15 protein-coding genes and 1 pseudogene are annotated in these 21,837 nt (G+C 29.6%); 5 read left to right on the top strand and 11 right to left on the bottom strand.

Translation table 11 applies throughout. The annotated features are described in order from the left end of the window. Window positions 1-18: 18 nt before the first annotated feature. The 3 genes and pseudogenes from dnaE to AVBRAN9331_RS01450 all read left to right on the top strand — a co-directional run. Window positions 19-3,399, top strand: a pseudogene (dnaE, locus tag AVBRAN9331_RS01460) (DNA polymerase III subunit alpha); the annotation flags it as partial. A gap of 1,066 nt (window positions 3,400-4,465) precedes the next feature. Next, window positions 4,466-4,702, top strand: coding sequence for a zinc-binding dehydrogenase (locus AVBRAN9331_RS01455; protein WP_336612290.1), 237 nt, complete (start codon window positions 4,466-4,468; stop codon window positions 4,700-4,702). Between the two features lie 9 nt (window positions 4,703-4,711). After that, window positions 4,712-5,032 carry a TfoX/Sxy family protein gene (locus AVBRAN9331_RS01450; protein ID WP_336612274.1) on the top strand — a complete coding sequence of 107 codons (321 nt, stop codon included), beginning with the start codon at window positions 4,712-4,714 and terminating at the stop codon, window positions 5,030-5,032. Between the two features lie 220 nt (window positions 5,033-5,252). Here the strand turns inward: AVBRAN9331_RS01450 and AVBRAN9331_RS01445 are convergent, their stop codons facing one another. Then, window positions 5,253-6,536, bottom strand: a complete 1,284-nt coding sequence (locus AVBRAN9331_RS01445) for a PHB depolymerase family esterase (protein ID WP_336612273.1) — start codon at window positions 6,534-6,536, stop codon at window positions 5,253-5,255. Window positions 6,537-7,056: 520 nt separating this feature from the next. Here AVBRAN9331_RS01445 and AVBRAN9331_RS01440 point away from each other — a divergent pair. Together AVBRAN9331_RS01440 and AVBRAN9331_RS01435 are read left to right on the top strand one after the other, a co-directional pair. Continuing rightward, on the top strand, window positions 7,057-7,509 hold the full coding sequence (locus tag AVBRAN9331_RS01440) for an alcohol dehydrogenase catalytic domain-containing protein (protein ID WP_336612272.1): 453 nt from the start codon (window positions 7,057-7,059) through the stop codon (window positions 7,507-7,509). Window positions 7,510-7,518: 9 nt separating this feature from the next. After that, a complete protein-coding gene (locus AVBRAN9331_RS01435; protein ID WP_336612271.1) occupies window positions 7,519-8,025 on the top strand; it encodes a zinc-binding dehydrogenase in 507 nt (168 codons plus the stop codon). A gap of 67 nt (window positions 8,026-8,092) precedes the next feature. On the opposite strand, the gene AVBRAN9331_RS01430 is transcribed toward AVBRAN9331_RS01435, so the two are convergent. The 10 genes from AVBRAN9331_RS01430 to mqnF all read right to left on the bottom strand — a co-directional run bounded on the left by AVBRAN9331_RS01430 (window position 8,093) and on the right by mqnF (window position 21,816). Continuing rightward, entirely contained in the window at window positions 8,093-8,305 is a 213-nt protein-coding gene (locus AVBRAN9331_RS01430) for a hypothetical protein (protein WP_214116664.1), read from the bottom strand. Continuing rightward, window positions 8,295-9,317 carry a DHH family phosphoesterase gene (locus AVBRAN9331_RS01425; protein ID WP_214116662.1) on the bottom strand — a complete coding sequence of 341 codons (1,023 nt, stop codon included), beginning with the start codon at window positions 9,315-9,317 and terminating at the stop codon, window positions 8,295-8,297. The genes AVBRAN9331_RS01430 and AVBRAN9331_RS01425 overlap by 11 nt, the downstream gene beginning before the upstream one ends. 11 nt (window positions 9,318-9,328) lie before the next feature. Next, entirely contained in the window at window positions 9,329-11,506 is a 2,178-nt protein-coding gene (gene flhA, locus AVBRAN9331_RS01420; protein WP_214116660.1) for a flagellar biosynthesis protein FlhA, read from the bottom strand. Next, window positions 11,506-11,904, bottom strand: coding sequence for an Rrf2 family transcriptional regulator (locus tag AVBRAN9331_RS01415; protein ID WP_214116657.1), 399 nt, complete (start codon window positions 11,902-11,904; stop codon window positions 11,506-11,508). Before AVBRAN9331_RS01415 ends, flhA begins: the two co-directional genes overlap by 1 nt. Before the next feature lie 158 nt (window positions 11,905-12,062). Continuing rightward, window positions 12,063-15,227 carry a carbamoyl-phosphate synthase large subunit gene (gene carB, locus AVBRAN9331_RS01410; RefSeq protein ID WP_214116655.1) on the bottom strand — a complete coding sequence of 1,055 codons (3,165 nt, stop codon included), beginning with the start codon at window positions 15,225-15,227 and terminating at the stop codon, window positions 12,063-12,065. Window position 15,228: 1 nt separating this feature from the next. Next, window positions 15,229-16,491, bottom strand: a complete 1,263-nt coding sequence (locus AVBRAN9331_RS01405) for a dihydroorotase (protein WP_214149730.1) — start codon at window positions 16,489-16,491, stop codon at window positions 15,229-15,231. Window position 16,492: 1 nt separating this feature from the next. Further along, on the bottom strand, window positions 16,493-17,368 hold the full coding sequence (locus tag AVBRAN9331_RS01400) for an aspartate carbamoyltransferase catalytic subunit (protein WP_214120028.1): 876 nt from the start codon (window positions 17,366-17,368) through the stop codon (window positions 16,493-16,495). A gap of 177 nt (window positions 17,369-17,545) precedes the next feature. Then, entirely contained in the window at window positions 17,546-19,624 is a 2,079-nt protein-coding gene (locus tag AVBRAN9331_RS01395; RefSeq protein WP_214149729.1) for an RNA degradosome polyphosphate kinase, read from the bottom strand. Window positions 19,625-19,633: 9 nt separating this feature from the next. Then, window positions 19,634-20,638, bottom strand: coding sequence for a tRNA 2-thiouridine(34) synthase MnmA (gene mnmA, locus AVBRAN9331_RS01390; protein ID WP_214120027.1), 1,005 nt, complete (start codon window positions 20,636-20,638; stop codon window positions 19,634-19,636). Continuing rightward, window positions 20,635-21,816: an aminofutalosine deaminase family hydrolase gene (gene mqnF / locus AVBRAN9331_RS01385; RefSeq protein ID WP_336612270.1), complete on the bottom strand. Its 1,182-nt coding sequence runs from the start codon at window positions 21,814-21,816 to the stop codon at window positions 20,635-20,637. The genes mnmA and mqnF overlap by 4 nt, the downstream gene beginning before the upstream one ends. Window positions 21,817-21,837: the final 21 nt, after the last annotated feature.

The following is a 21,837-nucleotide window of genomic DNA, read 5'->3' as shown; positions in this document are numbered from 1 at the left end:
AATAGCCCTAAAGGATAAATTATGGATTTTACACATTTACATTTACATACAGAATATTCGCTTTTAGATGGCGCAAATAAAATTGATGAATTAGCAAAAAGATTAAAAGAGTTAAATTTTAAATCTTGTGCAATAACTGATCACGGGGTTATGTTTGGAGCAATTCATTTTTATAAAAGTATGAAAAAGCACGGAATTAAGCCTATTATTGGATTTGAAGGCTATTTGCACGATGATGATGATTTAAGTAGCACTGCAACCAATCGCCGTTGGCATATATGTTTATTTGCTAAAAATCAAAAAGGCTATGAAAACCTTATGTATCTTACTTCAAGAGCTCATATAGATGGTTTTTATTATCGCCCTAGAATTAATAAAAAATTATTAAAAGAATATAGCGAAGGTATAATCTGTAGCTCTGCTTGTCTTGCAGGTGAGATTAATTGGCATTTAAATGATAAAGAAGTTCGTCGCAATGGAAAAACAAATGCTGATATGGGTGCTAAAGGCTATGAAGGTGCAAAAGCAGCCGCACTTTGGTATAAAGAAGTTTTTAAAGATGATTTTTATCTTGAAATTATGAGAATGGGTATAAATTCTCAATTAAATATAGATACAAATATACTTAAATTAGGAAGAGAATTAGGCATAAAAGTAATAGCTACAAACGATTCACATTATACTTATAAAGATAGAGCTCAAGCTCAAAATATCTTTATGGCAATTAGCACAGGAGATATTGTAGGGGTTGATCCTGAAAGTGATGAAGCCAAAAAAGACAATGGCTTAAGACATACAATGAGTGAAATCTATGTAAAAAGCGCTGAAGAAATGCACGAATTATTCCTTGATGTGCCTGAAGTTGTGCAAAATACTCAAGAAATAGTTGATAAATGCAATTTAGAGCTAAACTTAGGAAACCCTACTCCACCAAATTTTAAATTCGCTCTTGAATATGCTGAAAAAATTGGCTTAGAATTGCCTAGTCAAGATATGTTTAGCTTTAGCAATGATGATGTATTGTTTGAAAGGCTTTGTTGGGACGGGCTTAATAAGCGTTTAGTATATATTGATGAGAGTAAACACGAAACCTATAAAGAGCGTTTAAGAACTGAAATCAACATTATTAAAAATATGCGTTTTAGTGGTTATATGCTAATCGTTCATGATTTTATAAAAGCTGCTAAGGATATGGGTATTCCTGTTGGACCTGGTAGGGGCTCTGCCGCAGGTTCATTGGTATCGTTTTGTTTAGAAATAACTGACCTTGACCCACTTCCTTATAATCTACTTTTTGAGCGTTTTTTAAATCCTGAGCGTGTATCTATGCCTGATATTGATGTGGATTTTTGTCAAAATAGGCGTGAAGAAGTAATTGATTATGTTGTAAAAAAATATGGTCGCTATAACGTAGCTCAAGTAATTACCTTTGGCAAATTACTTGCAAAAGGTGTTATTCGTGATGTTGCAAGGGTTTGTGATTTACGCATAAAAGATGCTGATACTTTAGCAAAATTAGTCCCTGATGAGCTAAAAATCACTCTAAAAGATGCTTACGAAAAAAACCCTGATATTAAGGCTTTCATTGAAGATTTAGACAATCGTGCAGAGTATAAAAATATAGTTTGCCACCCTGATGATGTAAGGGGCAAAAGCAAAATTGGAACTAGAGTTTGGGAGTATTCATTAGCACTTGAAGGACTTAATAGAAACGCAGGAATGCACGCTGCTGGAGTGGTAATTTCAAACGAAGAATTATGGAAAAAAACCCCATTATTTAAACAACCAAAATCAGACGCATTAGTAACTCAATATATGAAAGATTATCTTGAAGATGTTGATTTGATTAAGTTTGACTTCTTAGGACTTAAAACTTTAACCGTTATTGATAATGCTATAAAACTCATTAAAAAACGCCATAATATAGATATAGACTGGAACAAAATTGATGTAAATGATAAAGGCGTTTATGATTTAATTCAAACAGGAAATACTCTTGGGATTTTCCAAATAGAAAGCTCGGGAATGCAGGATTTAAATGCTAGGCTTAAGCCAACTTGCTTTGAAGACTTAATCGCTGTTTTAGCACTTTATCGCCCAGGGCCACTTGATAGTGGAATGGTTGATGATTTTATAGATATTAAGCACGGAAGAAAACCAGCTGTATATGCTTTCCCTGAATTAAAGCCTATTTTAGAGCCAACTTATGGGGTTATTGTATATCAAGAGCAAGTTATGCAAGTAGTTCAAACCATTGGTGGATTTAGCTTAGGTGGAGCTGATTTGGTTCGTCGTGCTATGGGTAAGAAAAAGCTTGAAGAAATGGTAAAATTAAAAGGAGAATACCTAGAAGGTGCTATAAAACAAGGCTTTGATGAGAAAAAGGCTGATGATTTATGGGAGCTTATCTTAAAATTTGCTGAATACGGCTTTAACAAATCTCACTCAGCAGCCTATGCTCTAGTAGCCTTTCAGACTGCTTATCTTAAAAAATATTATGAAACAGAATTTATGGCAGCATTACTAACTAGCGAAGAAGGAAAAGTTGAAAAAATAGAAAAATATAAAGATGAGCTAGATAGATTAGGAATAGAGCTTTTACCACCTAATATAAACGATGGCACAAGGGAATTTAACGTTACTATAAAAGATGGAAAAGCTGCTATTGTCTATGGGCTTGGCTCAATTAAGAGCTTTGGAATTCCTAGTGCTGAAGGACTTGCAAAAGCTAGAGCAGATAAGCCATTTAGCGATATGAAAGACTTTATTGCAAGGGCTGATGCTGCTTATATGAATAAAAAAGGCTTAGAAGCTTTAGCTAAGACGGGTTGTTTTGAATGTATTGGGATTAATAGAAAAAGTGCTTTAAATGCAATTGATTATATTATTAATGAGTTTAAAGCAAAGAAAGAGCATGATAAAAGATTGCAAGAGAGTTTATTCTCTCAATTTGAAACAGAATATCATAGTAGTATTGATATTACAAACCAAGAAGAATTTAGCGTAGCAGAATTAGCCGAGTTTGATAAAGAATATTTAGGAATATATCTTGGCTCACACCCGCTAGATGAGTTTAAAAAAGAAATTAAATCAATTGAGCATTATAAAAGTAGTGATTTTGAGAATTTAGATGATGGGGAATATCAAGCATTTTGCTTAGGAATTATTGAAGAAGTTGATTTTAAACAAAGCAAAAGCGGTAAAAGCTATGCAAATATTAAAGCGCTTGATTATTATTCAAATTTTAATATTTTATGTTTTAATCCTGATTTAATAGATGTTTTAGCATCAAAATATAAAGCAATGAACCTAGCAGCTCAAGATGTAAAAACCAAAAAATCTCTTTACGCATTTATTTTAAATCTTAAAAGAGATAATGCAAAAAATACTTTATTTTTAAATAACTTAATAGAAGTAAATGCTAGTGAAATAGGTGTAAATACTGATGATAAAAATGCTCTTGGATATGAAGTGTTTAGCAAAAAGGGTGGTAAGAAAATTAAGGGCGATATTAAAAGATTTTCTCATCTAACTCAAAATATTGAATACTTAAAAAGTAGCGATTTTAACAAGGCTGATTATGGAGATTACAATGCTTTTTGCTTAGGAATAGTAACTGAAGCAGAATTTAAAGTAAGCAAAAAAAATAAAGCCTTTGCTAAGCTTAAAGTGGTTGATGAAGGTGGAGAATTTGATATTTTATGCTTTAATGATGAAGTGTATAAAAAGCTAGAAAATGAGTTTTTTAGTAAAGAAAAAGAAGAGAATTTATATGGATTTGAAGTTAGTTTAAGAGCTGATGAGAATGGAGTTGGGGTATTTATTGATGATTTTTTCTTAATTACTAACGAGCTTATAAAAGAGCCAAGTGAGAATAAAAACTCATTAGGTTATGTGGTATTTGAAAAAAGAATAGCAAAACCAAGAAGGCAGTATTCTAAAGAAAATAAAGAAGAATTCACGCAAAACCCAAAAGCCTTTGAAGGAGAATTTATACAAATTGATTTATTAAATATCAGTGCAGAGATTTTGCAAGAAATCACAAGATTGATTAAAGAAAATTTAAGTCAAAATGTAAGTGCAAAAGAAATAGTTTTAGAATTTTTAGATGATTCTTGCGTGAATAAATATTCAAGAAGATTTGGTTTAAATAATGAAGCTATAGAGAAAATAAAGGAATTATCAAAAATTAGCTAAAAAATTGATATTTAAATTCTAGTGGATAAAGAATTTATAAAATAAACTATAAGACTTTATCCACTAAATAATCTTTTAATTTTATAACTAACTTAGATAAAAGTAAAAGAATTTAAAACATAGATTTTTAATAAGTCCTTATTAAGTATAAAATGCTAGTTAAGTAACACAAAATAAGTTTTATAAATTTTACAAAAGCTTTAGAATTAGGTGTTTGCTAGTATTTTTTGAAGTTAGATAAGGCTTAAAGCTTTCAAAACTAAAGCAGATTTTATTTTATTTTGCAGGGTTTAAGCTAAACAATGCCGCTAAAAAAGTGGGTTGCGAATATCATTTTATGTTTGTTAATAAAAACGGAGAAGAGCTTAGGCAAGTATCATCTATGCTAAATAATACAAAATACCGCCCATCAGTCGGTGAGGTTTTTAGCCTAAATGATATAAATAAAGCCCTAAAAAGCGTGAAAAATAGCAACAAAACTGGCAAGGTTTTAGTTAAACTTTAAGGAGATTTTATGGCTAGTAGTAAAGAGTATTTGGAGTATGTTTTGGAGCTTTTTAATGAGCCGAATATAACTTATAAGTATATGTTTGGAGAATATACTTTATATTTTAAAGATAAAATCATAGGTGGGATTTTTGATAATCAATTACTTTTAAAACCCACAAAATCAGTGCTAAACTACATAAAAGAGCCAACGCTAGTTTTGCCCTACGATGGGGCAAAAACTAAAATGGTTTTGTTTGATAAAGAAGATAGCGAGCTTTTAAACGCAATAGTTTTAGCAATGTATGAAGAACTTCCAAATCCTAAGAAAAAGCCTAAAAAAGCTTGATACGGAAATAAATTCTACACTCCAAACAAACGAAATTTTATGGAATTTATTTCGTGTATTTTCAAAGAATTTAAAATAGGAATTTCGTTTGTTTTAGCCTAACTATAAACATACGAAATTCCGATTTAATTTCAAGTAAAAAATTATTACAAAAACCTTTAAATAAATTGATTTTGATTTAAAACACCTTGATTAATATTAGTTTATTGTATAACTAGTATTAATCATTAATTTGTTCAAAAATCCATTCTCTTATAGGTTCTATTGAGTATGCAATTCTCCAAGTATTTCTATGTCCGCTAGCTCCTTGCTTGCTATCTCCTTCTAAAAATACGCTATCTTTTTTAAATACTACATAATTAATAGGATTATTATTAGAAATTATCTTATCAAATGCAAAACGATACTCGCTATCACCCCATCTTCCGTCCCAAATATCACGGCTAATCTTAGCCCCTTCCTTTTCTAATTGTTTTGTTATTAAATTTTGCCCAGGAAATGCTCCTAAATCATCTGCTGATACTAATATAAAAAGCTTTTTATTTGCTAATGGTTTTACTAGTTTATAATCCCATTGACCTGCCACCAAAAACGATGCGGCAAATAAATTTGGATATTTGATATTCATAGCAATACTCATCATACAACCACCAGATTGACCTGTGGCATAAATCCTTTTTGTATCAATATTGTATTTATTTACTAGTTCGTTGATTAAATTAATTGTTGTTTCTAGCATGCTTGAGGCATTAGAATTATCATCTACTATTATTTCATCATATTGTGGTGCCAACACAAAGCAAGGTCGTTTTTCTTGCTCTTTAGGACTAGCCCAAACAATAGCACCTAAACCTTGATATAAAGTAGCTTTATGATACTCACTAGTTGTCCCAGCATCGTGCATAAATAACACTAAAGGAAGTTTTTTGTCTTTAGCGTTTTTAGGAATATACAAATTATAACGCAAGGTTTTATTTGTAATTCTATCTTGAAAAACAAGTTGCAAAAATTCATCAGCAACAAGGTTTTTTACACTATCTGTGCTATAACTTATACCTTGATATGTTATTTTGGCTTTTGGTTCTTCAAAAACTAAATTACTTGCTGGCTTATCTCCTGCAACCCAAGGCTTTTTAGATGTTTTACTTGCTTTTATTGTAGAATTTGACATAGGTATCATTTTTGATAAAGATAGATTTTTATCTTCTAAAGATAATAAAAGTATGATAAATTTTCCTTTTTCTTGCTTTTTTAATCCTATTTCATCGCTTATAAAAACATCGCTAATAGTTCTATTTTCAACGCTAAAATCATCTTTTTTAATATCTTTTAAGGTTAATATTTTTTCACACTCAAGTGCAATAGCGACAAGCTTAATACCATCTCCAAATATCTTAGTAATAGCAAAAGCTCTTATGTTTTTGCTTGTTTGATTTGCAAAAACAGGGCATGAAACAGCTAAAACTAAACCTAAACTAGAAACTAAAAATTTTCTTCTTTTCATATATTTTTCCTTGTTTTAAATAAAATATAATTTTATAATATTAATTTTAATTATTAAAATTAATATTATTTTTTTGAAAATTTTTTATTATCTAGCGTTGTTTTAAACTAAAATTTTATAGTTAAAAATACAAAAAATAAATTCTTTTAAATATACAAATTTACTTAAAAAAGAATTTGAAATCGGAATTTCGTTTGTTTAGCTTAATTAAAAAATAAAATTAGCTTTATAAAAAGTGTGTTAAAAACACAAAAACATTTTTATTTGTAACGAGCGTAAATAAATCAATTTTATTTTATGAAAAGCTTGGGTTTTGCATAGAGCAAAAATAAGAGATTAAAAACCTTTTTTCAAACGAAAATGCCTAGATAATGCTACAAGATATAAATAGGATTAAAAAAGAGTTTTCGTTTCTAGCAAATCTAAAGGCAGCTATGAAATGAAAGAATTTGTAATGCGAGATTTTAATGATTATGTATATATAATTGCATAAAAAAATAATTAAATTTAAAGGAAAATTATGAAAGCAGCAGTTTTAAATAATTTTAAAAGTGATTTAGAAATAAAAGAAATTTATATTCCAAAAATAACAGATGATGAAGTTTTAATTAAAGTAACTTATGCAGCCGTAAATCCACTAGATAATCTTATAAAAGATGGTGCACTAAATATAATAACTCCTTATAAATTACCACTAATTTTAGGCAATGAATTAGTAGGAGTTATAACTAGCATAGGTAAAAATGTAAAAGAATTTAAAGTTGGAGATAGAGTTTATGCAATGTGTGAAAAAGCATTTGCTGAATATGTAACGATAAATCATAAGTATATAGCAAAAGTGCCTGAATATTTAAAAGATGATGAAGCAGCTTGCGTGCCACTAGCCTCTTTAACATTTTTACAAGCTATTAAATTAATGAATGCTAAAAATGAAAACTCAATATTTATTTCTGGAGCTAGTGGGAGTTTTTAAAATCTTGCTTTGCCACTTGCAAAAGAGTTTAAAATATATGCTAGCGGAAATGCTAATTTTAAGCAAAAAGCCTTAGAATTAGGCGTTTGCGAGTATTTTTCAAAAAGCGATGATTATACAAAAATTAAAGTAGATTTTGTAATAGATTGCATTGGTGGAAATGAAACTTTTAAGCAGTTTAAAATCCTAAATAAAGGTGGAAAGCTAGTATCTTTAAAGGGTATGCCTGATATGAAATTTACTAAAAGCTTGAAGCTTTCAAAACTAAAGCAGATTTTATTTTATTTTGCAGGATTTAAGCTAAACAATGCCGCTAAAAAAGTAGGCTGTGAGTATCATTTTATGTTTGTTAATAAAAACGGCGAAGAGCTTAATCAAATATCTTATATGCTAGATAATATAAAATACCGCCCATCAGTCGGTGAGATTTTTAGCCTAAATGATATAAACCAAGCTTTAAAAAGTGTAAAAAATAACAATAAAATCGGTAAGGTTTTGATTAATTTAAATAATTAGAACGCTTATAAAATATCTTTCTAATTTAAATTCTAAGAATTTAAATTAGACTAATTATATTTATATTTTAGTTAAAAAACTCAGGGTGTTTGTCTTTTAATAAAGCCATAGTTTCTAAAATAAGCTCAAAATCATCTTCACTCTTCGCTTCATCAATTAGCTCAAGATAAGTAAATGCAGCCTTTTCTAGGCAGTTTTTCTTAACTCCTGCATAATACAAAGCAGCTTTATGCATTAGAGCAATCTCATACATTAAATCTTCAATTTCTTCATTTTTCATTAAATTTCTCCAAATAAGTTTTAGTTTGTTCGTAAATCTTAGAATATACACTACTATCTTTATAACTTGTAAATATCCCGCCACTAGCATTTGCGTGACCGCCACCATTAAAAGCCGTTTTTGCAAATAAGCTAACATCAATTTTATTATTAGCCCTAAGAGAGATTTTCTTGCCAGGATTAATTTCTAAAAAGAAATCATATTCAGGATTTTTGACTAAAAAATCATTCCCTATAACGCTAACATTTCCTATATCATAGACTAATAAGCCTTTTTTATCTTTATAATAAATCGTATAATCTTGCTTATTTTCGCTTAAAATCCTTACTAAATAATCGCTTATTAAATTACACAAAGTATCGTTTTTGTCATTTTTAAAAAACTCTTTTTTAATACTATGAGTTGCATCTTCTAAAGCAATATTTGGATTTTCAAGATGAAAATATTCTCTAGCTTTGTTTAATAAAAAGAACATATAAGCGTGATTTTGCTTAGCAAACATAGTTCTATTTATCTCCTTACTGCTAGCAATTATTTGCATTAAGATTTTGCCTAATTCAAAATATTTGCTATCACTTAGCCAAATATCAATGCTATTTATAATATCTACCATTAGGCTTAGCTCTTTATTTTCTCCAAAAATTTTACTAAAAAAATCATAAGTAATCTTAGTAGCACACCTTGAACTATCTAAAAAATACCAAGGATATTTTTCCATACAAGCTTTACCTGTTTGATGATGGTCAAGCAATAATAATTTTGCGTGATTTAGCCTTGCAACCCTAGAAGTAAATTCTTCGCAAACACTTTCAATAGGATTTACATCAGTTATTAAAATAAGAGCAAATTCATCAGGATTTGCTTCTACTTTTATCATAATTTCTTCAAATTTTTCTTCAATTTCTTTGCCATAATTAGAATTATAAAACTCACAATCCTTAAAATAATTAGCTACCACATATTGGCAACCATATCCATCTAAATCAGTGTGGCTTAGGTGATATATTTTCATTATTTTCCTTTCTAAATTGCTGCATCAACATTGCCTATATTATCAAAATCAGCGTTATTTGCAATCTCGCTATAAGCAAGAACAACAACTTGTTTTAATCCAAATCTTTCACAAATTTCTTTTATCTTTCTTCTAAGACTAGGTTCTACTAATAATATAAAAGTATTTGAGTGCATATTATAATGCTCTTTTACTTTATCACTAATTGCTGTATATAAAGCGTGGGTTTGCTCTGTATTTATTGCTAGGGTTGTTGTGCCGTTTTTATTAGTTACTAGCATTTCCAATAAACGCCTATTCACTTGCATTGATAGTGCATAAAATTGTAGTTTGTTATTATCATCTAAATACATATTAGTAATTACTCTATTAAGACTAGCTCTTACATGATCTGTTATTGTATCAATATCTTGAGTATAAGGCACTAAATCAGATATTGTTTCTAATATACTTATCATATCTTTTATTGGAATTTGCTCTTTTAATAATTCTTTTAATACCTTTTGTATAAGACCTATTGAAGTGATTTTCAATACTTCTTCAACCAATACACTTTGAGTAAGCTTTAATCTATCTAATAAAGAATTTACTTCTTGCCTAGTTAAAAGTTCGGCTGCGTGTTCTTTAACCAATTCACTTAAATGCGTGCTAATTACTGCACCAGGATGGACCACTACATAACCACTCATCGTAGCTTTATTTTTTTCACTTGGGTCAATCCAAATAGCTTTTGAACCAAAAGCAGGTTCTATTACTTCTATTCCTTCTATTTCATCGGTTTCATCAAAACCATTATCAATTGCTAAAAATTTATCAGGATATATAATATTTTTTGCAATTGAAATTCCTTTAATTCTAAAATCATATTCATTAGGGTCTAACTGAATATTATCAATTATTCTAATATCTTGCATTAAAAAACCTAGATTTTTAGCTATTGTTTGACGCATTGTTGGAATTCTATCTATTAAATCACTTTCAGCAACTTTTACTAAAGAATACCCGATTTGTAATTCAAGCATTTCAAGATTTAAGCTTTCTTCGTTTTTCTTTTTACGCTCTGCTGCAATTTCAGCTTCACTTTTTCTAGGTGGTGTTGTGCTTTGAGCTGGTGCTGCTCCACTTGTATTTGGCTGTTGAGCTGCTCCTTTTTGCTTTGGTTTAGGACTTAATAAATCTTCATCTTTAGTCTTCATAAGTAAAAAGCCAAGCCCACCAAATACAAAAGCCATAAAACCTAGTGAAATAGTAGGAAGACCAGGAACTAAAGCAAATACGAACAAAATAAACCCAACTATAAATAAGGTTTTATAATCTCCAAATAATTGCTCTAAAGATTTTTCAGCAAATGGTTTTTCTTCTTTGCTTGCACGAGTAATAATTATAGCTGTTGCTGTTGAAGTAATTAATCCTGGGATTTGAGATACAAGTCCATCTCCTATAGTTAAAATAGTATAACTAGAAGCAGCAGCATTTAATTCTAAATCGTGCTGAAACATACCTATTAAAAGTCCGCCAACTATATTAATAATAGTGATGATTATACCTGCAACTGCATCACCTTTAATAAATTTAGAAGAACCATCCATAGCTCCATAAAAGTTCGCTTCGCCTATTATTTCTTGACGCCTTTCTCTAGCTTGCTCTTCAGTAATAAGCCCTGCATTTAAATCAGCATCAATTGCCATTTGTTTTCCTGGCATTGCATCTAGCGTAAATCTAGCTTGAACTTCACTAACACGAGTTGAACCCTTTGTAACAACCATAAAATTAATTAATACTAAGATACAAAATACAACAACCCCTATTACATAATTTCCGCCTACAACAAATTCTCCAAAACTAGCAATTATATCACTAACCGCAGCAGGACCTTCGTGCCCTTTGCTTAAAATCATTCTAGTGGTTGCGATATTAAGGCTTAGTCTAAAAAGAGTAATTATTAAAATTAATGTTGGAAAAGTAGTCAAATCAGTCGGTTTTGGAATATACATAGCTATTAAAATCATCAAAACCGATATAGCAATACTAAGTGCTAAGCAAAAATCAAGTATTCCAGATGGTAAAGGAACGATAATAATTGCTAAAATAGCAACTATTAAACCTACCATAGAAAGACTTTTAAATTTTACAAGTGGCTCTAAATAAGGAGCTACTAGGCTTAGCATAGTATTTTTTTGTTTTGCCATTATTTTAAAATCTGCTCTAAGGTAATATCAGTTAAAAAAGAATTTATTTTATCTTGTAAGTTGGTAATTATAGGATATATTTTACAAGTATCGTGCCTATTACTAGGACACTTATCATCTCCTGTGCATTCAAAAACTAAAGGCTCTTTTTTTTCAGCAGATATTATGACATCTTTTATATTTATTAAATTTGGTTCTTTTGCCAGAATAAAACCACCATTAATACCTTTATAAGATTTTAAAATATGCGCTCTTGCTAAATTTTGTAATATTTTTGCTAAAAAGCTTCTTGGTATATTTAATTCACTTGCTAAAGTATCTACATCTATTGGACTTTTATGTTTTGCAATGTAAATTAAACTAATTAAAGCATATTCACTAGCTCTTGTAAATAACATTGTTTTCCTTAAAATATTTTTATTTAAATCTTAACTTTTTTTATTTAATACATAGACTAAGCAATAATCATTCTTGATTAGGAGTTTAAAAAATATTTATTTTATACTAAAATTAAAAAGGAATTTAAACTCAAAAAATGAGTTTAAATTCTTAAAAATTATAAAGAATACACGCTTAATGATATTTCTTCTAAAGCCTTTAAATAAGCTTTTGCAATATCAAGATTTGTAAAGCTTGCAACCTTACTCTCACTTGCTGCGCGTCTTATTTTAAATCCATCACTAAGGCTATTTTTTGCATCTCTTGGAGTATTAATTACTAATGTAATTTCTCCATTAACAATTTTTGAAATTATGTCATCTTCATCGCCTAATTTATTAACACTAATTGCATTAATTCCGTGATTATTAAAATAAATTGCTGTATTTTTAGTAGCTAAGATTTTATAACCTAAGTTCATAAATCCACGAGCAAGCTCAAGTGAATCAGCCTTATTTTTATCATCAATACTAAATAATACTCCGCCAAATTCTTCTATCCTAACGCCACTTGCAACAAGACCTTTATAAAGTGCTTTATTAGCACTTGTGCTAGTTCCCATAACTTCTCCAGTGCTTTTCATCTCAGGCCCTAAAACTGTATCCACTAAAGATAATTTTGAGAAGCTAAATACAGGAACTTTTACATAATACATTCCTTGTATTTCTTCAAATTCTTTAGTAATTCCTTGCTCTTTTAGGCTTATTCCTAAAGCAGCTTTTAAAGCTATATTTGCTAGGTTTTTATTAATTACTTTACTTAAAAACGGCAATGTTCTTGAAGCTCTTGGATTTACTTCTAATACATAAAGCTTGTTTTCAAAATATACAAATTGTATATTTAAAAGCCCTTTAATCTTTAAAGCAAGTGCAAGTTTTTTAGTGTAATTAATAATTTCTTCTTTTACCTCATCACTTATACTAACGCTTGGAGTTATTGCTGTGCTATCTCCACTATGTACACCTGCTCTTTCAATATGCTCTAAAATACTTGGTATATAAACATTTTCTCCATCACAAATAGCATCTACTTCAAGCTCTTTTCCACATAAATATTTATCAATTAATATAGGTTTATCAAGGCTTACTTCTGTTGCTTCTTGCATATATTTTTTAAGTTCTTCATCGTTAAATACAACTTGCATAGCTCTACCACCTAAAACAAACGATGGACGAACTAATACAGGATAGCCTATTAAATTAGCATTTTTGATAGCTTCATCAACACTAATTGCAGTAATTCCTTTAGGTTGATTTAAGCCTAAATCACTCATTAATTTTTCAAATAATTTTCTATCTTCAGCAGTATTTATACTATCTAAACTTGTGCCTAAAATCTTAACTCCATTTGCTTCTAAAAACTCAGCTAAATTAATAGCAGTTTGACCACCAAAACTAACAATTACTCCTAAAGGTTTTTCAATATTAATAATTTCTAAAACTTCTTCATTGCTTAAAGGCTCAAAATAAAGCTTATTAGCCACGCTATAATCAGTTGATAATGTTTCAGGATTGTTATTAATTATTATTGCTTCATAGCCCATTTCTTTAATAGCCCAAATAGCATGCACGCTAGAATAATCAAACTCAATTCCTTGACCAATTCTAATAGGACCACTTCCTAAAACTATTATTTTTTGCTTATTGCTAATTTCATTTGTGTCTTTAAATTCTTTATTATAAGTTGAATAAAAACTTGGAATTAGATTTTTATAATCCATCGGCTGAACGCATTTATAAATAGGTCTTATATTATTTTTAGCTCTTAGTTCATACACTTCTTTTTGCTTGCATTCCCAACGATGTGCGATAATTTTATCAGCTAGTCCTATTTGCTTAGCTTTTGTAAGTGCTTGAATATCAAATTTTTTCTCTTTTAATTCGTGTTCTGTATCAATGATTTGCTTAAATGTGTCTATAAATAATCTTTGCATTTTAGTAAGATTCATAATCTCATCAACACTAATTCCACGCCTTAAAGCTTCTCCTATGAAAAATATTCTTTCATCTCCAGCTTTAATTAAACGCTTTTTGATTTTTTCATCTGTGTATGTTTCGCCGTTTTTAAGACCTAGATGACAAATTCCATATTCAAGTGATTTAATAGCTTTTAAAATACTTTCAGCTAGGCTAGTTCCTAAGCCCATTACTTCACCCGTTGCTTTCATTTGAGTGCCTAAATAACGATTAGCATCTTTAAACTTATCAAATGCAAATCTAGGAGCTTTAGTAACTATATAATCAAGATTTGGTTTATACTCAAGATAGCTTAAGCCACTTGCTTCGTTTTTAATCTCATCTAAAGTTTTGCCTATTGCGATTTTTGCTGCGATTTTTGCTATAGGAAATGAAGTTGCTTTACTAGCTAAAGCACTTGAGCGTGAAACTCTAGGATTTACTTCAATAATAAAATATTCTTTTGTAATTGGGTTTAAAGCTATTTGAACATTACAACCACCTTCAATTTTTAATGCTCTTATTAATTTAATAGCAACATCTATCATTTGTTGTTTGATTTTTGGCTCAAGTGTTTGAGTTGGTGCAACAACCAATGAATCACCCGTATGAATTCCAACAGGGTCAATATTTTCCATATCGCAAATTAATATAGCATTATCAGCTCTATCTCTTATAACTTCATATTCAAGTTCTATAAATCCTGCTATTGATTTTTCAATTAAACATTGTCTAGTAGGAGAATAAATTAAGCCTTCGCTAGCTATTTTTTTAAGTTCAGCTTCATTTTCACAAATTCCGCCGCCAGTTCCACCCATAGTAAATGCTGGACGAACAACAACAGGATAACCACATTCATTAGCAAAAGAAATTGCACTCTTTGTATTATTTACAATAACACTTGGTGGAACAGGTTCATTTAATTCATTCATTAATGCTCTAAATAATTCTCTATCTTCAGCCTTGTTAATAGTATCTAAGCTAGAACCTAATACTTTTATATTATATTCTTTTAAAATCCCTGCTTTATCTAATTCTATTGCCATATTTAAAGCAACTTGTCCGCCTAAAGTAGCCAAGATTGCATCAGGGCGAGTTTTTTTAATAACCTTTGTTACAAATTCTAAAGTAATTGGCTCTATATAAATCTCATCAGCAATATTTTTATCAGTCATAATGGTAGCTGGGTTTGAATTGATTAATATTACATATTTACCTTCTTCTTTAAGTGATAAACAAGCTTGAGTTCCTGCATAATCAAACTCTGCTGCTTGACCAATTATAATAGGACCACTTCCTATAACTAAAATTTTATTTACATCTTGCATTTTATTCTCCTTTAAAAATAATTTTTCCATCACAAATTGTAAGCTCTACTTTTGAGCTTAATACACTTCCTAAATAAGGCGTATTCTTGCCTAAACTAACGATTTCATCTTCTTTTAATTCCCAAGTTTTATCTAAATCAATTACTACAATATCAGCTATCGAACCAACTTTAAGCTCCCCTGCATTTTCTAAATTAAATATTTTTTTAGGATTAGTGCTAAAAGCGTTTAGAATTGTCTCAAGTTTTACTAAATTAGTTTTTACTAATTTTGTATAAAGCAATGAAAACGCAAACTCACTTCCTATAATTCCAAAATAAGCCTTATTAAATCCACCTTGCTTTTCATCTTTTGAATGTGGTGCATGGTCTGTTGCTATTACTTCAATTATGCCTTCATTTAAAGCATTTATTAAATAATCTCTATCAGCTTTGCTTCTTAAAGGCGGATTCATCTTCCACATTCCATTATCTTCTTTAATATCTTCATCACAAGAAATTAAATGATGTGGAGTTACTTCGCAACTTATATTTACTCCAAGTTTTTTGCCAAACTCAACCATCGCAACACTTTCTTTAGCACTTATATGGCATACATGATAATTTGAATTGCATTCTTTACAAAGCAGCATATCTCTTGCAACTTGCACGCTCTCGCTTGAACTTGAAATTCCTTTAATTCCTAATTTTTTAGACTGAACTCCATCGTGCATATGACCGCCTTCAACTAGGTCTAAATCTTCGCAATGTGCAATTACATATTTATTTAATTTCGCACATTCTTTCATTGCATCTTTCATAATTTTTGCATTTGCAACACCTCTTCCATCATCGCTAAACGCAAAAACAAAAGGAGCTAATTGGCTAAAATTAACTAAGCTTTGACCTTTTTCTTCCATAGTAATAGCTCCATAAGGAAGAACTTTCATACAAGAATCTTTTTGAATTAAATCTAATTCAAGTTTTAAATTCTCTAAAGTATCAGGCACAGGTTTTAGATTTGGCATAGCACAAGCTGTAGTAATTCCACCTTTTGCATTCGCCATTGAGCCTGTTTTTATACTTTCTTTATGTGAATATCCTGGCTCTCTTAAATGCTGATGAATATCAACAAAACCCGCACTAACAAGCTTACCTTTAACATCAATTATTTCTCCACTATAATCAATATTAGGAGCTATTTTTACTATTTTTTTACCTTCAATTAAAATATCGGTTTTAACAAATTTATTATCTATAAATGCATTACAATTTTTAAGAAGCATTTTAAATCCTTTCATATACATAATCAAGTATTGCCATTCTAGCAAATACACCATTACTCATTTGGGTAAAAATCTTTGATTTTTCACATTCAACCAAACAACTATCAATCTCTACTCCACGATTAATTGGGGCTGGGTGCATTATGATTGCATCATTTTTTAATCTTTTATAATTATTAGTTGTAAGTGCGAAAGATTTTCTATATTTTTCTAAATCTAATTCGTTTTTATCGTGTCTTTCGTGTTGAATGCGTAAAAGCATACAAACATCAACCTCATCTATAATTTCATCTAATTTATAGTATTCATTATAAGAATTATCTTGATAAATAGGAGGTGCAGCTAAAAATACTTTAGCTCCAAGTCTTTCAAGCGCATCTTTATTTGATTTTGCTACACGAGAATTTTTTATATCTCCAACTATTGCTATTTTTAAACCATTAAAAGTATTAAAATGCTCATAAATCGTTACTAAATCAAGCAAACATTGAGATGGGTGTGCTCCACTTCCATCACCTGCATTAACCACTTTAGCATTAAGTCCTACTAAATCATCAAAATAATTATTTTGTTTATGTCTAATTACTAAAACGCTAGTTCCAAGACTTTCAAAAGTCTTGCAAGTATCATATAAACTCTCGCCTTTATTTACACTTGAACTACTAGCAGAAAAATTAAGCACTCTAAAGCCAAGCTTAAGCTCAGCAACTTCAAAACTTGTCCTTGTTCTTGTAGAATCTTCAAAAAATAAATTAGCTATGATTTGATTTTCATAATTTTTAAAAAAGCCATCGTGTTGTTTATAATACAAAGCTTTTTTTATAAGCGTATAAAAATCATCATTGCTAAGATTTTTAGTTGTTAAATAATCACGCATTGTCCTTCTCCCACGAGAGTAAGGCCTAACCGCCATTAGAAAACAATTTTAAATAAAGGGGATTGTATAAGTGAAGTTCAAAAAAATCTGTCAATAATAATATTTTAAACTTAAAATAAAATTAATTTTTATAAATTTTAGTAAAATATATTTTAGGAATTTAAATTCCTAAAATATTTAATTCTCTCTAAAGAATTTTTGTGCCATTTGATTGGCTTTTGCTTTATCACGACCTTTTTTAAAGCTTTTATAAATTCCACTTACATAGTTTTCAAAAGTTTCTTGAGAATCAAGAGCCTTTTCATCTTTTTCTATCTTGGTATAAATTCCATTCTCATCAAGCGTGTAAGCTAATTGATTATCACTTAATTGAAGTCTTAAAATCTCTGCTAATTTAGCGTGCAAACTCTCATTTAATATAGGTGTCATTAGTTCAAGCCTACGCTCAAGATTTCTTGGCATCATATCAGCACTGCTTATATAATATTGTGGAGTTGCGTGTTTAAAATAAAAAATCCTAGCGTGTTCAAGATATTTTCCAACTATACTTCTTACTCTTATATTTTCGCTAAAGCCTTTAAGATTTGGTTTAAGACAACAAATCCCACGAACTATTAAATCAATGCTTACACCTTTATTTGACGCTTCATAAAGTGCTTTTATAATGTCTTCATCAACAAGCGAGTTCATCTTCATTATAATTTCACCCTTTTTACCTGCTAGGCTTTCAGTTTTTATCATTTTTAAAATCTGCTCTTTTATCTGAAACGGGCTCATTGATAGAGTTTTTAAGCGTTTATTTTTGCAATAGCCTGTAAGTATGTTAAAAAACGCTGTAATATCAGTATTTGCTATATCAAAATTAGATGTAAAAAAGCTAATATCAGTATATACTTTAGCAGTAGCGGCGTTATAATTACCCGTGCCTAAATGTGCGTAGAATTTAAGCGTGCCATCGTCTAATTGGCGAATTACTTGAGTAATTTTTGCATGCACTTTAAACCCTGCTATTCCATATACTACATGAGCTCCTGCGTTTTCTAATTCTTTTGCCCAATAAAGGTTATTTTCTTCATCAAAACGAGCCTTTAATTCAACCATAACCGTAACTTGCTTTCCATCATTAGCTGCGTCCATTAAAGCCTTAATAATTTGCGAGTTTTTTTCTAAGCGATATAGGGTCATTCTAATTGATATTACTTTTGAATCCTTGCTAGCTTCTTTGATAAAACTTGCAACTGGGTCAAAACTCTCATAAGGCTGGTAGCATAAAATATCTTGCTTATCAATTACTTCAAATACACTTACATTCTCATCAAATGGTGGCAAAATCTTAGGCACATAAGAAGCATTACATAAATGACTTAATTGCTTATTATTTACAATTTGTAGCATTGATGATAGGGCTAATGGGGTTTTGTATTCGTAAATATCTTTATTAAATACTTTTAAATGTATGCTTAAAAAGTTTTTAATCTCTTCGCTAGCACCGCTTTCAATTTGAATTCTAACATAAGCACCTTTTCTTCTAAGTTTTAAGCCTTGCTCAAGTAGCATCATAAAATCATCTGCTTCTTCTTCCTCAATTATAATATCAGCATTCCTAGTTACTCTAAAAGCTGCACTTTCTACCATAGTAAAACCTGGAAAAATATCTTCTAAATGCTCTTTTACCACGCTTTCAATAGGAACGAAAAGCCCCCTATCAGCTTCAAAAAATCTAGGCAATACTCTAGGAATTCTAACCATAGCGAATTTATCGTGCTTTTCATCTTCGCTTTTTAACTTAACAGCTAGTGAGAAAGATAGATTATTAAGTGGTGGAAATGGGTGCGTTGAATCTACTGCAATAGGAACAATTACTGGCATTATGGTGCTAAAGAAATATTCTTTAGCTTTGCCTTTTTGATTTCTTGTTAAATCATTATAAGTTTTAAGCTCCACACCCACTTTTGCTAATTCGCTCATTATAGAAAAATAATTTTGTTCTAAAGTGTCTTTTTCTGCGTGTAAATATTCACGAATAGCGTTTAATTGCTCTAATGGTGGTAGTTCATTTTGTGGCACTACTCCTGCTGCAAAAAGTTGCTTAAGTCCAGCAACTCTAATCATATAAAACTCATCTAAATTCGTGCAATATATACTAATAAATCTTAATTTTTCTAATAAAGGTATTTTTTTATTGCACTGATCAAGCACCCTTGAATTAAACTTAAGCCACGATAATTCTCTATTAAAAACCAATTCCTTCTTCATTAATTATCCTTAATTTATAAAACCACTTGCTACTACTAAATCACCTTGATAAAATACTGCTAATTGTCCTTTTGCTAAAGCATATACGCTTTCTTCTAATAAAACCTTTTTTTCATTTTTTAGCAATTTACAAGTCACTTCTTTAGTGTTATATCTGATTTTTACCTTGCAATCAATCTCATCAAAATCACAAAAAGCATTTACATTTTTTAATTGAAATTCTTTTACAAATAATTCTTCTTTTGAACCTACTATTATTACATTTTCTTTCGCATCAATTTCTAATACATAATGTGGAGTTAATGCACCTTTTACACTAAAACCACGCCTTTTACCGATAGTATAGTGCATATAACCTTCGTGCTCTCCTACAACTTCGCCCTTAGTATTTTTTACTAAGCCTTTTTGATTAACTTTTACATAATCTTTTAAAATATCGGTGTAATTTGTGGTTACAAAACATATTTCAGAGCTTTCTTTTTGTTCGCTGATTGATTTTAACATAGGGATTTTTAGTGCTTGTTCTTTTATGTCTTTTTTAAATTTATCCCCTAGTGGAAAAAGCACATCATTTAAGCTTTCTTTATTTACATTTGCTAGAAAATATGTTTGGTCTTTGCTTAAATCTACGGCTTTTTTAAGCATATTGTTTTCTATTTGAGCATAATGTCCTGTCGCTAATTTTGCATTTTTGCTTTTAGCATAGTCTAATAATGCTCCTAGTTTTATTTTTTGATTGCATAAAGCACAAGGATTTGGAGTAAGTCCATCTTCATAAGTCTTAATAAATGGATTAAAAACTGCTTTGCTAAATTCATCAGTAAAATCAATAATATCATAAGAAATTCCTAAAAAATCAGCCACTCTTTGTCCATTTTCTATATTTTTTTCGTGATAGTTTAAACGATTGTGTAATTTCATATAAACACCACTTACATTAAAACCTTTTTCTTTAAGCATAAGAGCTGTATAAGAGCTATCAACCCCACCACTCATTGCTAAAACTACATTCATATAATTTCCTTTCCATCTAAATACATATTTTTTATTTTATTCGTTCTTAAAATTATTTGAGCTAATACATTATCCTTATCATAACCAAAATCATCTAGCAAGATAAAATCCGCCTTAGCACCATTACTTAAAGGCTTTAAGCCATTTAAAAATAAATGAGAATTATCAAAACAAGCCGCCTTATAAATTATGTAAGCTAATTCGTTTAATTCAAATTCATTATGAGTAAATATAAAAGCTCTTAGCTCATCAAACATATTTAAACTATTATTTGAGCTAAGCCCATCTGTGCCTATGCTAAGATTTAAATCATTTGCTAAAAGATTTTTAAGCTTAATTGCACGAGAGCCTAAAAATCTATTTGATTTAGGACAAGTCGTAATTATATGATGAGATTTAAAAATACTAAAATCATCAACATAATTACAATGAGTAAAAATAGCTCTTAAATCATCAAATCCACTTAAAAAGTCCTTAGTAATTAAACTAGGATTAAATCTAGCTAAATAATTGCTTAAAGCGTTACTTTTGCCTTGCAAATACTCATTTTCATAAGCACTTTCTAAAAAATGTGTGCTGATTAATAAATCATTTTTCTTAGCAAAATTAAGTGCGTATTCATAAGTCTTATCACAAATTGAATAAGGACTATGCAATGATATATGATTATTAAGGTTTGAAAATCTTGAAAATCTCTCTTCAAAACTCTTAATATTGTTTTTTAAGGTTTCATCATTAGCACCTAAAATCTCATGAAAAATAATGCTTTTTATCTTGCTATTTGATAGGATTTCTAGGTTTGCTCCAAAACTTGAAATTTCGCCTAGATACCCTACCCCACTTTGCATTAGAATTTCAATTTGTCTATTAATCTCTTTACTTAATAAATCTTTATTTATTACTTCACGATTTTTGATAATGCTCTCAAGCCATTTTGCAAAATCTCCATAATAAAGCTTAGATAGACAAAACTCTAAATGTGAATGCAAATTGCACAATACTGGGCTTAAAATATATTCGCTTTTATCAATTATTTGAGCGTTTTTGTATTCACTTAAAGCCTTGTTAAAATCACATATTTTAATAATCTCTTCATCAAATACTAAAGCTTTATTAGTTTGTAAAAATTCATCTTGGCTAAAGTCTAAAATAGCCTTAGTTTTCATAATTTTAATCATTTTTTTCCTTTATGAAATATT

Origin of the sequence: Campylobacter sp. RM9331, from assembly GCF_020137685.1 — a bacterium.
In the GTDB taxonomy this organism is placed as follows: domain Bacteria; phylum Campylobacterota; class Campylobacteria; order Campylobacterales; family Campylobacteraceae; genus Campylobacter_E.
This window is presented reverse-complemented; position numbering and strand designations above follow the sequence as displayed.

Bases quoted from the DNA above. Each gene is read 5' to 3' on its own strand.
- AVBRAN9331_RS01450 (WP_336612274.1), top strand. From the start codon at position 4,712: ATGGCTAGTAGTAAAGAGTATTTGGAGTATGTTTTGGAGCTTTTTAAT.
- AVBRAN9331_RS01445 (WP_336612273.1), bottom strand. From the start codon at position 6,536: ATGAAAAGAAGAAAATTTTTAGTTTCTAGTTTAGGTTTAGTTTTAGCT.
- AVBRAN9331_RS01440 (WP_336612272.1), top strand. From the start codon at position 7,057: ATGAAAGCAGCAGTTTTAAATAATTTTAAAAGTGATTTAGAAATAAAA.
- AVBRAN9331_RS01430 (WP_214116664.1), bottom strand. From the start codon at position 8,305: ATGAAAAATGAAGAAATTGAAGATTTAATGTATGAGATTGCTCTAATG.
- AVBRAN9331_RS01425 (WP_214116662.1), bottom strand. From the start codon at position 9,317: ATGAAAATATATCACCTAAGCCACACTGATTTAGATGGATATGGTTGC.
- flhA (WP_214116660.1), bottom strand. From the start codon at position 11,506: ATGGCAAAACAAAAAAATACTATGCTAAGCCTAGTAGCTCCTTATTTA.
- AVBRAN9331_RS01415 (WP_214116657.1), bottom strand. From the start codon at position 11,904: ATGTTATTTACAAGAGCTAGTGAATATGCTTTAATTAGTTTAATTTAC.
- carB (WP_214116655.1), bottom strand. From the start codon at position 15,227: ATGCAAGATGTAAATAAAATTTTAGTTATAGGAAGTGGTCCTATTATA.
- AVBRAN9331_RS01405 (WP_214149730.1), bottom strand. From the start codon at position 16,491: ATGCTTCTTAAAAATTGTAATGCATTTATAGATAATAAATTTGTTAAA.
- AVBRAN9331_RS01400 (WP_214120028.1), bottom strand. From the start codon at position 17,368: ATGCGTGATTATTTAACAACTAAAAATCTTAGCAATGATGATTTTTAT.
- AVBRAN9331_RS01395 (WP_214149729.1), bottom strand. From the start codon at position 19,624: ATGAAGAAGGAATTGGTTTTTAATAGAGAATTATCGTGGCTTAAGTTT.
- mnmA (WP_214120027.1), bottom strand. From the start codon at position 20,638: ATGAATGTAGTTTTAGCAATGAGTGGTGGGGTTGATAGCTCTTATACA.
- mqnF (WP_336612270.1), bottom strand. From the start codon at position 21,816: ATGATTAAAATTATGAAAACTAAGGCTATTTTAGACTTTAGCCAAGAT.